At 74.5% G+C, this 12,705-nt stretch carries 6 protein-coding genes and 2 pseudogenes; 4 read left to right on the forward strand and 4 right to left on the reverse strand.

Translation table 11 applies throughout. The annotated features are described in order from the left end of the window. The first annotated feature begins 1 nt into the window (after position 1). Complete coding sequence (locus KYY02_RS19625; RefSeq protein ID WP_371239551.1) at positions 2-2,938, forward strand: hypothetical protein; 2,937 nt, start codon at positions 2-4, stop codon at positions 2,936-2,938. 53 nt (positions 2,939-2,991) lie between these two features. On the opposite strand, the gene KYY02_RS19630 is transcribed toward KYY02_RS19625, so the two are convergent. The 3 genes and pseudogenes from KYY02_RS19630 to KYY02_RS19640 all read right to left on the reverse strand — a co-directional run bounded on the left by KYY02_RS19630 (position 2,992) and on the right by KYY02_RS19640 (position 5,126). After that, positions 2,992-3,891: an NAD-dependent protein deacetylase gene (locus KYY02_RS19630; protein ID WP_371239553.1), complete on the reverse strand. Its 900-nt coding sequence runs from the start codon at positions 3,889-3,891 to the stop codon at positions 2,992-2,994. Positions 3,892-3,983: 92 nt separating this feature from the next. After that, positions 3,984-4,409 (reverse strand): annotated as a pseudogene (locus KYY02_RS19635) (DinB family protein); the annotation flags it as partial. Positions 4,410-4,499: 90 nt separating this feature from the next. Beyond that, positions 4,500-5,126: an SAM-dependent methyltransferase gene (locus KYY02_RS19640; protein WP_371239555.1), complete on the reverse strand. Its 627-nt coding sequence runs from the start codon at positions 5,124-5,126 to the stop codon at positions 4,500-4,502. An 862-nt stretch (positions 5,127-5,988) separates the two neighbouring features. On the opposite strand from KYY02_RS19640, the gene KYY02_RS19645 reads away from it, so the two are divergent. From KYY02_RS19645 to KYY02_RS33975, 3 genes and pseudogenes are all read left to right on the forward strand, one after another. Next, a complete protein-coding gene (locus tag KYY02_RS19645; protein ID WP_371239557.1) occupies positions 5,989-8,964 on the forward strand; it encodes a glycosyl hydrolase in 2,976 nt (991 codons plus the stop codon). A 752-nt stretch (positions 8,965-9,716) separates the two neighbouring features. Continuing rightward, positions 9,717-10,082: a transglycosylase family protein gene (locus tag KYY02_RS19650; protein ID WP_371239559.1), complete on the forward strand. Its 366-nt coding sequence runs from the start codon at positions 9,717-9,719 to the stop codon at positions 10,080-10,082. 78 nt (positions 10,083-10,160) lie between these two features. After that, a pseudogene (locus KYY02_RS33975) lies at positions 10,161-10,331 on the forward strand (P1 family peptidase); the annotation flags it as partial. Positions 10,332-10,459: 128 nt separating this feature from the next. On the opposite strand, the gene KYY02_RS19655 reads toward KYY02_RS33975, so the two are convergent. Further along, on the reverse strand, positions 10,460-12,523 hold the full coding sequence (locus KYY02_RS19655) for a SpoIIE family protein phosphatase (protein WP_371239561.1): 2,064 nt from the start codon (positions 12,521-12,523) through the stop codon (positions 10,460-10,462). Between the last annotated feature and the right edge of the window lie 182 nt (positions 12,524-12,705).

Genomic DNA, 12,705 nt, shown 5'->3' on the forward strand with positions numbered 1-12,705 from the left:
GATGCCGACCGCACCCCAGACCACCGATGAGCTGTACCGGGCGCTCCAGGAGAACCACCGGCGTCCCTACGGCCGTACCCGCACCGTCACCGCCGAAGAACTCGTCGACGCCGCCGAGCGGTTCGCGGAACCCGTCCCGCTCGTCCGCGCGCTCTTCGAACTCCAGGAGGCGTACACCTACGGCTCCGAACCCCGGAAGTCGCCCGTCGTCTTCGCCCGTCTGCTCACCCTCTTCGACGAGCAGCCCGACGTCTTCGACGACCGCATGCGCCACACGCTGTTCTGGCGGTTCAAGTGGGTGGCCAACGCCCTGCGCGCACTGCCCGAGATCCCGCTGGCCAGCCTGCGCCAGTGGCTGACGGAGATGCGCGACCGGTACGAGAAGGCGGGTCTCGGCCTCCAGCCCTACTACGGACAGGCGTACCAGCTCGCCGCCCACGTCGGCGAGGACACCGCGCTCGCCTACGAGTTGTGGGCCGGCCGCCCCCGCACCCAACTCAGCGACTGCGAGGCCTGCGAGATCTGCGAGCGCGCCCTGTACCACCTGACGGCGGGCGACGACGAACGGGCGCTGCGCGCCTGGGAGCCCGTCCTGGCCGGAAAGGAATCCTGCCAGGAGGAGCCGGCCCGCTCCTTCTCGTACGCGCTGCTCCCCCTGCTGCGGGCCGGCCGCACCGACCAGGCCCGCGAACTGCACCTGGCCGGCTACCGGGGCTGCCGCCGCAACCCCTCGATGTCCGGAGAGGCCGGACGGCACCTGGAGTTCTGCGCGCTGACCGGCAACGAGGCGCGCGGTCTGGAACTCCTCGCCGAGAACCGGAACCTGTTCGACGAGGTGGACTCACCGCGGGAGCTGTTCGACTTCCTCACCGGCGTGGAGGTCCTCCTCCAGCGCGTCGAGCACCTCGGCCACGGCGAACTGCCCGCCGCCGGATTCGCGGGCCGCACCTGGACGGTGACCGGCCTGCGCGCCGAGGTCAGCGAGCGCGCCGACGACCTCGCCGCCCGCTTCGACGCCCGCAACGGCACCACCGCCCACGCCGACCGCCGCAGGGCCCGCCTCGACCGGGCCCCGCTCCTGGACGCACTGGAACTGACCCTGCGCGCCCGCACCCTCGACGACGTGGCCCCGGCGGTACCGGTCGCCGCACCCACCACCCGGACGGCCCCCGCCGTCCCCGAGTCGCTGCCCGAACTCATCCTGCGGGCACGGGAACTGGACGAACAGGGGCACCCGGACGCGCGGGCCTGCTGGGCACGGCTGCGTACGCTCGTCGCCGCCCGCGACTACACCCACCCGGACGACCCGGCCGCGGGCCCGCTCGTCCACCTGCGCGCCGACCTGCTGGAAGACGAGGCGAGCCGGGCCGGCGAGAAGGACGAGTTCGCCGACGCCGCCGCCCTCCACGAGGAGGCCGCCGGCCTGTACGACGACGCCGGGCAGCCGGGCCACGCGGCCCTCGCCCGTGCCTGCGCCCTGCTCGCCACCGCACAGGATCCCGCGCAGGACGCCGAAGGAGCCGAGGCGAAGGCCGCCGCGCTGACCGCCGCGCACACGTCCATGGTCCGCCTCCACGAGGAGACGTCCGGCCTCACCCCGCGCCAGGAGGCCCGCCTGCTGCGGCTGCGGGCCACCGCGCTCGGCGTACGCCTGCAGACGTCGGGAAACGAGGAGCACATCACACCACTCCTCGCCGAGGTGGACCTGCTGCACACCTTCGCCACCCGGCACGGCATCGACGCGCAGATCGCCGGAGCCCTGCTGCTGCGGGCCACCACCCACGCCCTGTCCGGCGACCTGCCGGCCGCACTCACCGGGACCGACGGCGTCCTCGACCGGCTCAAGGCGCACGGCCCGGCCTGGCACCTGCCCCGCGCCCTCGCCCTGCGCGGCCGGCTCCAGCTCGGCCTGCGGAACGCGCAGGCCGCGTACACGGACCTGACCGAGGGCCTGCGGCTGGCCGCCGACTGGCCGGCCGACACGGTCGACACCTCCCGCCTGCACAGTGATCTGGCCGGGGCCTGCCTGCACCTGGGCCGCCCCGACGAGGCGCTGCGGCACCTGACCCGCTCCGCGGAGCTGGACCTCCGTCACGGCAGCCGGTTCGACGCGTACTGCACCTACAGCAACGCCGCCCAGCTCAGTCTCGACCTCGGCCGCGTCGAGGACTGCATCGCGCTGCTCGACTCCGTGCTCGCCGAACCGGACGTCACCGCCGGGGAACTGGACGACCGGCTCGTCGCCCAACTGCGTCTGACCCGCGCCCGCGCGCTGCACGCGGGGGACGACCTCAAGGCCGCCACGGCGGAGTTCGTCGCCCTCGCGGCCGAGTCGGCCGACTGGGACGACGATCCCGGCAGCCACGCCATGATCGCCGCCGAGACGGCCGTACTCCTCGGCGAGTCGGGCGAGTTCGGGCGGGCCCGCCAGGCCGCGGACCAGGCCCTCGCCGCCCACGCCAAGGATCCGCGCCACGAGCAGCTCAGCAACTGCCTGCGTGAACTCGCCCGGCTCCAGGCGGAGCGGCAGGGCCCGGAGGGCCTGGCCGGCGCCCGCGCCTTCCTCGCCGACGCGGGCCGGATCGCCGACGAGGCCCGCGCCGCCGGGTACGAGGCCCACGGCCGTCCGCTGGACGCCGCCCTGGCCTACGAACACGGACGGGTCAACGCCTACGCCGGCGAGTACGAGGACGCCCTGACCGCCCTGGAGAAGGCCCTCTCCCTGCTCGGCGAGCCGGGACAGGACCGTGAGGAGCACGCCGGCGAGTGGGCCGAGTGCGTCCGCCTCGCGGGTGCCGTGGAGGGTATCTATCTGGAGCGCACCGCCCCGGCCCTCACCCGCCTCGACGCGGCGGTCTCCCGCCTCACCGCGCTGGGCCGCACCGGGGAGACCGAGCCGCTGGCCTCCCTGGCGGCCCGGCTGCGCGACGAGGAGTGATACGGCGGGCCTGGCCCCCGTTCGGGGACTGCGGCGGGGACGGAGGCAGCCGCTCAGGCCGCCGTCCGGCCGTCCACCGGGATGCCCAGCCGGTCGGCCACGGCGGTGAGGGTCGTCCCCAGGGGGAGCGCGACCCGGGTGACGGCGTGCCGATCGCCCCGGGTCGGGTCCCGGTTGACGATCAGTACCGGTGTGCCGGCCCGGGCGGCCTGACGGACGAACCGCAGCCCGGACATCACCGTCAGCGACGATCCCAGGACGAGCAGCGAGGACGCCTCGCGGACCAGCGCGCGGCAGTGCTCGACCCGCTGCGGCGGCACGTTCTCACCGAAGAACACCACGTCCGGCTTGAGGACGCCGCCGCAGAGTCCGCAGGGCACCACGCGGAAGCCCCCGACCTGTTCGTCGGTGAGGTCGGCGTCGCCGTCGGGGTTGATTCCCGCGGCCACCGGCGCGAAGCCCGGGTTGGCCTCCTCCAGCCGCCGGGCGAGTGCGCGGCGCTGACCGAGGGCGCCGCAGGAGAGGCAGACGACCCGGTCCAGGCCGCCGTGGAGTTCCACGACGTCCTCGCTGCCGGCGGCCTGGTGCAGACCGTCGACGTTCTGTGTGATCACACCCGAGAGCAGGCCGTGCCGCCCGAACGCGGCCACGGCCCGGTGCCCGGCGTTGGGCAGGGCACGGCGGAAGGTGCGCCAGCCGAGGTGGCTGCGCGCCCAGTAGCGGCGCCGGGCCAGGTCGCTGCCGGTGAAGTCCTGGTAGGTCATCGGCGTGTGGCGGCTCAGGCTCCCGCCCTCGCCCCGGTAGTCGGGGATGCCCGACTCGGTGGAGAGGCCCGCCCCGCTGAGCACCACCACGCCGCCGGCGCCCAGCGCCTCGGAGACCGGCCCCGGATCCGTGGAGCCCGGCGGCAGGTCTTCGTCGGGGGTCCAGCTCAGAGTGGGGCGCATGCGCATGCCGCCAGGGTACGGAACGCGGCCCGCACCGTGCCGGTGCGGCGGCCCGCCGAGGGGCTCCCCTCGGCGGCACGGCGTCCGGTGGCGGGTCGGCGTCCGGTCGTCCTGTCGATCAGTTCACGGAGGATGTCCGCGTGGCCGGCGTGGCGGCCGGTCTCCTCGATCATGTGGGTGAGCGCCCAGCGGACGCTCGGAGCAGGACCGTCCGACCGGGGGCGGGGGACCGGTGCGCCGAGGTCGGCGCACGCGTCGAGCACGCCGTTCGCCCGGGCGACCGCCTCCCGGTAGCGGGCGACGACATCGGCCGCGCTGTCGGCGGGTGCGGTGTGGAAGGCGGCCTGCCAGTCGCCGACCCGCTCCCCGAGGAACGTGGCCCGCTCGACGGAGGTGAGGTGGGCGAGCAGCCCGAGCAGGTTCGTGTCCGAGGGCACCGAGGCGGTGCGGACGTGTGGTTCGGGGGCGCCCTCGACCTTCGCGGCGACGGAGTTCCGCGGGTAGTCGAGGAAGCCGCGCAGCACCTCGGTCTCGCTGCCTCCGGTGCGGGGCGGCGGGGTGTCGCCCCGGCTTTCCGTGGCGCATGGTTCCTCCTCGTGCGCAGTGGGGCCGGGTCAGGCCGTGCGGCGGACGGTCAGGACGTGGTCGGTGACCTCGGCGGTCCGCCCGTCCGGCCCGGTCGCCACCCGGCGGGGCGAGTCGGCCCGCTCGACCGTCCACGCCGCCGGGTCCAGGCCGATGTCCGCGGCGACCTCCCGCGGGGCCGGGTACCGGACGTCGGGGTCCTGGTTCCACGACCAGGGGGCGGTCGATCCGTGGTCGACGACCAGCAGTCGCCCGCCGGGCCGCAGGGCGTGCGCGGCCCTCCGCAGCACGGCCGCCCGGTCCAGGTCGAGGGGGGTGTGCAGATAGTGGGCGCAGACGACGTCGAACGCGCCGTCTGGGAACGATTCCCGCAGGTCGTGCCGCTGGGCGGTGATCCGGTCGGCCAGGCCGTGCGAGACGGCGAGCGAGGTGAGGCGCTCGACCGCCACGGACGAGACGTCGACGGCGGTGACGCGCCACCCCTGGCGGGCCAGCCACAGCGCGTCGCCACCGGCGCCGCATCCGAGGTCCAGCACGGCGCCGGGCGGCAGACCCGCGAGGGTCTCGGTGAGGCGTACGTTCGGCCGCGGATCGGTGGCCGCCGGCCGGGCCGCGTGGACGTCGTCCCAGAACGTGACCGCGTCGGTGGTGCTCATGCAGGGCTCCTTCTGTCGGGGAACGCGTCCGAGTCTCACCCGACTCCCCCCGGACCGGCACGGGATGTTGCCGTTCCGGCAAGGTGCCCGGTGAGGCCTTCCCCCGAGCGCCTCGTGGGCGGACGGCGGATGGACGAGTCCGGGGTGCTCCACCGTGTGCCGGGCACCTTGGGCCGTCGGCATCGACCAGTGCCAGGCCTCGTCGTGGAAAGGCCGGGCAGCGGTGGGCGTGGTCCTCCGGCTCGTACGGACAGCTCTCCGAGGCGGCCTCCGTGGCTTCCGCCGGCGTCGGACCGCCGTAACGCCGCATCACCCAGGCGTAGGCACGCCGCTCGGCGTGCAAGCAGCCGGGGGTGCTCCGCCTCGCTCCATGTCATGGGCAAAACCCCGTGGGGCGGGCTCGGCAGGCTGCGGCACGTCCGTGCGGGGAAGCGAACGTGCGCGGAAGCGAAGGGAACGCCCCGGTCCGGGCCGGCCGCGGGCCGGGTGACGCGGTGCGCGGTCCTGGTCGGTCCGGAACCGTCCTGCCCGAGACGGACGCGTCGGCGCCGTCCTCGTGCCGGTGCGTCCGCGAACGGGGAAAGGAGGACCGGTCGGCACGGCCGACGACGTCCACCGCGACGCCCCGCCTTCCGGCCGGCCGCCGGAAGGCGCCGACCGTCGTGCCCGCGAGTCGCGCACCCCGTCGACACCGCCCGCGTCCCCCGGCGGTTCCGGAGAAGACCTCGTGTCCCACACCTTGACCCGTCCGAACCGTGCGGTTTAGCGTTCCCGCGTTCGACGGAGATTGAAACGATTCAATGCATGTGAACTTCTCTGGGGTGCACTCATGTACGACGAATCCGTCCCGCAGCGTGGCGGGATGTCCAGGCGCACGGTCCTGACCGCGGCGGTGACCGCGGGTGCCGCGGCCGCCCTCGCCGCGGCGTCCCCCGGTGCCGCCGGTGCCCCTGCCGCCGGAGGCGCCGGACCGACCGCCGACTGGTTCGCCGCCCCCGCCCGGTCGGTGCGCCCGAAGTTCCGGTGGTGGTGGCCGGACGGTCGCGTGGACCCGGACGAGATAGCCCGCGAGATCGACCAGATCGCGGACGCGGGCTTCGGCGGAGTCGAGATCGCCGCCGTCCACCACAGCATCGAGGACAAGTCGCTGCTGGACACCGCCCGTCACGGCTGGGGAGGCGGGCCCTGGCGCGACGGCGTCGAGGCGGCCCTGCGCCGGGCGGCGAGACGCGGACTCACCGTGGACGTCACCCTCGGCCCCAGCTGGCCCGTGGCCGTCCCCGGCATCACCCCCGACGACGAGGCCGCCGCCAAGGAACTCGTCCACGGCCGCGCCCCGTTGGCCGGCGGCGCCACCTACGAGGGACCGGTTCCCCCGCCCGTGCGCGAGGCCGCCCCCGGTGTCACCGCCGCGCGTCTCCTCGCCGTACAGGCCGCGCGCGTCGAGACCGCCCACTCCACCCGCAAGGAGACGGGGCTCGACCCGGACAGCGTCCGCGACCTGACCGCCGAGGTCACCGACGGCGTCCTGACGTGGACGGCGCCCGCCGGGGGCGAGTGGGTGCTGATCTCCTACTGGCAGCGGGGCTCGGGCCAGCAGCCGGAGTCCGGACCGCACTCCGCGCCCGCCGCCTACGTGGTCGACCACTTCAGCGCGGCCGGCACCGCCGCCGTCACGGACTTCTGGGAGCGCCGGATCCTGACCGGCTCCCTGCGGCGCCTGCTGGAAGCGGCGGGCGGCGCCTTCTTCGAGGACTCGGTGGAGATGGAGACCGAGGGGCTCGTCTGGACGGAGCGGCTGCCACAGGAGTTCGAGAAGCGCACGGGCCGTCCCCTGCTGCCCCACCTGCCCGCCCTCGTCCTGGACGACAGCGACCAGGTGTTCGCCTTCGAGGCCCGGCTGACCCGGCAGATCAGGCACGACTTCTGGGGCACGGTCTCCGACCTGTTCAACCGTCACCACCTGCGCGCGCTGCGGGACTGGGCCCACACTCTGGGCATGACCCTGCGCTCGCAGCCCTACGGCCTGCAGACCGACGCCATCCAGTCCGCCGCGATCCTCGACATCGCCGAGGGAGAGTCCCTCGGCTTCAAGAATCTGGACGACTACCGGTGCCTGGCCGGCGGCCGGGACATGGCCGGGCACACCGTGCTCTCCTGCGAGTCGGGCGCGTACAACGGCTCGGCCTACGGCACGACCTGGGACCGGGTCCTGCGCACCATGGGCGGCGCGTACGCGGCGGGCGTCAACCAGACCGTCCTGCACGGCTTCTCCTACGCCAGGGCCCCCGAGGCGCAGTGGCCCGGCTTCGCCGCCTTCAGCCCCTACAACGGCACTCCCGGCTACGGCGAGTCCTGGGGGCCCCGGCAGCCGACCTGGCGGCACGTCGAGGACATCTCCGGCTACCTCGGCCGCGTGCACCAGGTACTCCAGGCCGGCACGGTCCGCGCGGACGTCGCCGTCTACCGCCAGACCGGTTACACCGCCACCGGCATCGGCGCATCCTGGTTCACCTCGACCGGTGTCCCGCTGGGCTGGACCCACCAGTTCCTCAGCGGTCCGCTGCTGGACCTGCCGAACGCCAGGGTGTCCGGCGGCCGCCTGGCCCCCGACGGACCGGCCTACAAGGCGCTGTTCGTCGAGGGCGACTTCTTCCACGGCTCCACCCCGACCCTCGCCCTGGCCGACGCCCGCAAACTGCTCGGCTTCGCCGAGGCCGGGCTGCCCATGGTGCTCCTCGGCGCCTTCGACCAGGCGCTCACGCCGGGTGTGCCGGCGTCCGGGGAGACGGAGCGGCTGCGGGACGTGCTGGCCCGCCTGCTCGCCCTGCCCCACGTGGTCCGCGTCACCGACAGGACCGCGGTCGGCGATGCCCTCACCGCCCTCGGCGTCAGCCCCGACGTCCGCTACTCCGCCTCCTCGACGCTCCTCAACGCGCACCGTGTGACGAAGGAGGCGGACTTCTACTACCTGTGCAACGGCAAGCACGCCGAGACCGTCAAGCCGCCCGTCGCCGCGGTCGACCACGACGTCACCCTGCGCTGCACCCGCGGCCGCCGGCCGGTGCCCTACCTCCTCGACCCCTGGACGGGCGAGGCCGTACGGGTGGGCCGGTACACGCGGCAGGGCGACCAGGTCACCCTGCGCGTCGCGCTCCGGCCGGGGCAGACGACGATCGTCGCGCTGGGGCGGCCGGGACTGTTCGGGGACCGGAACGGAAACCGTCCGCACGCGGTCTCCTCGGACGCCGACGAGGTGCTGTTCACCCGGGACGGACTCACCGTGCGGGCCGGCACGGCGGGTACGTACCGGACGGAGCTGTCCCAGGGCCGCACGGTCACCACCACCTTCCGGTCCGTGCCCGCCGCGATCGAGCCGGACCGGTGGAACGTCGAGGTGGAGGACTGGTTCCCGGGCTCCGACGCCACCCGGACCGAGAAGGTGCGCAGGAACCTGGTGCTGGACACGCTGCTGCCCTGGTCGAGGATCCCCGAACTGGCGGACTCGGCCGGCATCGGCCGTTACCGCACCACCGTCGTGCTCCCGCGCGACTGGACCTCCGACCACGGCGCCTTCCTGGACCTGGGACAGGTGAGCGACACCTTCCGCGTGACGGTCAACGGAGAGGAGTCGGGCCCCGCCGACCGGATGTCTCCCGTCGTCGACGTGGGGCCGCTGCTGCGGCGCGGGGAGAACACCCTCGAGATCGAGGTGGCCACGCCGCTCGTGAACCGCCTCAGGACGACCCGTCCGGAGGTCTTCGGCTCTCTGACCCGCCAGGACCACGGACTCGTGGGCCCGGTCAAGCTGGTGCCGTACGCGCAGACCACCATCTGACCGGACGATTCGACCCCCCTTCCGGACACCATGACGAGGCAGCCGCTGTGCGGACGGTACGTGTGCCGGTCCGCGCAGCGGCATCTCCGCCCGGCACCCCGGTCCCCCCTCCCGGGGCGCTGCTCGCCGCCTCGGTCGCGCTCCGGGGGATCCTTGAGGCCTGTGTGACCGGCGCTCGGCGTCTCCGCCGGGTCGCGCAGAACGATGCGACCCGTCGATGTCCCGGCGCCGCCCCTGATCCACCCGCTGTCGTCGCCGGTGAAGGGAGCCCTGCGCCATGCCCGCGGAATCCGGCGGACCCGCCCCGTGCCGACGTCGGGTCCTGTCCGCCGCGACCGGCGTGACCGCTGCGACCGTCGCGACGTCGATGGCCGTGGACGCCCCGCCGACGCCGCCGGGGTGCACGTCCCGGCGGCCGACGGGCGGGCCGAGGCGCCGGAGGAAGCGCGCCTGCTGCGCACGTCCGGGGGAGCGCCGTGTCCCGGGCGGGTTCGGGCCACTGGACCTTCCGCTCGGTCCCGCCGCGGTCCTGAGCGGCGGGCGGGGGCCCGGCTGAACCACGGGGCCGCCGTGCACGCAGGAGGGGAGCGGAGGGCCTCCCGCGCGTGCGGCCCCCGCCGCGGTGCCGGAGCGTGCTCCGAGCGTCACCCGGCCGGAGCGACACCGCGAGACGGAGGACCGCGTCCCCTGTCCGGGGCAAGCAGAGGGTCGTCGGCGCGCCGTCACGCGATGGCACGGTGTAACAGTTCTTTATGACCTGTAGACGAGACACCTTCATGGGCGACGTGCGGAATACGCGGGTGAGCCGGATCAGGGCCGCCGTGATCGTCCTGGTCGCCGCGACCGCCCTGGGCACGACCACCGAAGCGATGGCGTCCCGGTCGGCTCCCCGGGGGACCGACTGGGACGCCATCGCCGCGTGCGAGTCCGGCGGTGACTGGCAGGCGAACACCGGCAACGGTCATTACGGCGGCCTGCAGTTCACGCAGTCGAGCTGGGTCGCGGCCGGCGGACTCGAGTACGCCCCGCGTGCGGACCGGGCGACCCGTGAGGAACAGATCGCCGTGGCCAGACGCCTGGCCCGGATCCAGGGCATGTCGGCCTGGTCCTGCGCCTGACCCTCCACCCCGGGGCGGAGGGCGACGGCCCGGCCGGGGGCGTCCCCCGGGCGGGGCGGGTCGTGCGACGTCCGCCCCATGGAAGACCTGGCTCCTTCACCGTCCGCGCCGGGCGCCCGGCACCGGGCCCGCGACCTCGGCATCGCCGTCGGACGCGCCGCCACCGGGCCCTTCACCGCGATCACCGACGTGCCGGGCGTCCGCGTCGGCCACACCGCCGTTTGCCGGCCCCCTCACGTGCCCAGCGGGTCAGCCCGTCATGCCCGCCGCCGGCCCCCACCAACCCGCCTGAAACGTCTGTGCCATGGGAGCTCGGCACCCGTCACAGGCCGCACCACCGGCTGACGGCGGGAGAGCCCGGTCGCCTCTTCGCCGCGTCAGCCACAGGGACTGATGAGGAGCAGGGCGATGTCGTCGCCGGGGGTGGGGGAGTGGCGGATGAGGGTGTCGGCCATGGCGTCGAGGTCGGCCGGGTCCGTGTGTGCGAGGAGCCCGGCGAGGGCCGCGGTGGCGTCGTCGAAGTCCACTCCGGGAGCCTCGACGAGCCCGTCGGTGTAGAGGGCGAGCACGCATCCGGGCGGCAGGGGGACCTCCACGGCCGGGTAGCGGCAGTCCGGCTCGATGCCGAGGAGGAGACCGGGGGGAACCGGGACGACCTCGGTGCGTCCGTCGGCGTGACGGAGCAGGGGCGGCGGATGGCCGGCGGTGGCCACGCACGCGCGACGGGTGGCGAGGTTGAGATGGACGTAGACGCAGCTGGTGAACAGGCCCGGCTCGAGGTCGGTGAGCAGACGGTTGGTGCCGGCCAGGACCTGGTCGGGGGCCGAGCCCACGGTGGCGTGGGCGTGCACGGCGGTGCGTACCTGCCCCATGAGCGCCGCGGCGTCCACGTTGTGGCCCTGCACGTCGCCGATGGCGGCGCCGACGGTGTGCTCGTCGAGGAGGATGAGGTCGTAGAAGTCGCCGCCGACTCCCAGGCCCCGGGCCGCCGGAAGGTAGCGTGCGGCGACCTTCAGACCGGGGACGTGGGGAAGTGTGTGCGGCAGCAGGGCGGACTGCAGGCGGTGGGCGAGGTCGTGTTTGGCGTCGTAGAGACGGGCGCGGTCCAGGGCCTGCCCCACCAGGCCCGCCATCGAGGTGAGGACGGCGCGTTCGCCGGGCGGGAAGGCGCGGGGACGGCGGTAGGAGAGGAGGAGGGAGCCCTTGGGGCGGCCGGAGGCGATCAGCGGCAGGACGGCCCAGGCCGCCATTCCGTCCTCGTGTGCCGTCGCCGGGTAGTCGCGCTGGAGTTCGGTGAAGCTCGTGAAGAAGTGCGGGACGCCGGTGGTCAGGACCCTGGCGGCGGGGACGTCCGTGCTCAGGGGGAGGCTGTCGAAGCGGGCGATGAGTTCGGCGCTGTAGCCGCGGTGGCCGAGAATCCTCAGCCTGCCGTCCTCGGGGGCCATCAGCACCATGCCCTGGGCGCCGAGGGCGGGCAGCAGCTGGTCGGCGGTCTGGTCGGCCACGTCCTGTACGCCGACGGCCTCGGTCAGGGTGGCGGCCAGCTGCATCAGCTGGTACAGCAGGACGGCGCGGCTGGGACCGGCGGCCGGTGCGGCCGGCGGTGCGGGAGCCTCCTCGGAGGGATCGGCACCGGTGATGCGGACGCTGATGCCGGAGGGGTCCGGGTACAGCTCGAACGTCAGCCACGTGTCCGGGGGGCGCAGGACGGTGAACGCCTGCGGCTGGTTGCTGACCAACGCGGCCCGGTAGCGGTCCTCGACCTGGGGGACGTCCATCCACGGCAGCGCTTCCCAGGGCAGGGCGCCCACCAGCTCGTCCGGACCGGCGCCGAAGAGATCGGCGGCGGCGGGGGTGACGAAGGTGATGCGGCCGTTCATGTCCAGCGCGCAGGACCCTCCGGGCAGACGGTCGACGAAGGCCGTGATCGCGTCCGCCTCGCCGGGCAGGACCGTACGCCCCTTCGGCAGGGGCAGGGTCCGCGGCCGGCCGGCGGGCAGTAGTGGATCGCCGCGGTCCGCGGACTTCCGGAGAAGGTCGCCCAGACGGCGGCAGCCCGACTCGATGGCGTCGCGCTCGCCGGGGCTGAGCCGCGGGGGATGGGTTCCGGACCACAACAGCACCAGTCCGCCCAGAACCGCGGTGCCCGACGTGACCGGGGCGGCCGCGAGAGCGAAGTCGTACGGCAGCACCAGGGCCGGCCGCGGGTAGCGGCGTGCCAGCTCCTCCTGCCCGCCGAGCCACACCAGGCGCCGCTCGCGCACGGCGTCCGCCACCGGCATCGGATCGGTCAGCGTGATCCGCCGCCACGGAGTCGCGAGCTCGTGCGGGGCCCCCGCCACCACGACCAGCCACAGGGCGTCGTCGCCCGGCGGCAGCACGTACAGCAGCCCGCCGTACGCGCCGCTCTCCCGTACCACGGCAGCCATCGCGGTTTCCATCAGCCGTCCACCCGGACCTCACCGACTTCCCGGCCGGTCGTCGGCGCGTCGGACACGCGGTGACGGCTGCCCCGCACACCGACCCCGACGAGGGAGCACCGCACCGGCCACACTGAACGCCGTACATATGCGGACATTGCGACCAATGTACCGCGAGGGGAGGCGGGTGCCGGAGGGGGGCC

It is taken from the genome of Streptomyces pimonensis, assembly GCF_041380215.1.
Lineage (GTDB): Bacteria > Actinomycetota > Actinomycetes > Streptomycetales > Streptomycetaceae > Streptomyces > Streptomyces pimonensis.

Bases quoted from the DNA above. Each gene is read 5' to 3' on its own strand.
- KYY02_RS19625 (WP_371239551.1), top strand. From the start codon at position 2: ATGCCGACCGCACCCCAGACCACCGATGAGCTGTACCGGGCGCTCCAG.
- KYY02_RS19645 (WP_371239557.1), top strand. From the start codon at position 5,989: ATGTCCAGGCGCACGGTCCTGACCGCGGCGGTGACCGCGGGTGCCGCG.
- KYY02_RS19630 (WP_371239553.1), bottom strand. From the start codon at position 3,891: ATGCGCATGCGCCCCACTCTGAGCTGGACCCCCGACGAAGACCTGCCG.
- KYY02_RS19650 (WP_371239559.1), top strand. From the start codon at position 9,717: ATGACCTGTAGACGAGACACCTTCATGGGCGACGTGCGGAATACGCGG.
- KYY02_RS19655 (WP_371239561.1), bottom strand. From the start codon at position 12,523: ATGGAAACCGCGATGGCTGCCGTGGTACGGGAGAGCGGCGCGTACGGC.
- KYY02_RS19640 (WP_371239555.1), bottom strand. From the start codon at position 5,126: ATGAGCACCACCGACGCGGTCACGTTCTGGGACGACGTCCACGCGGCC.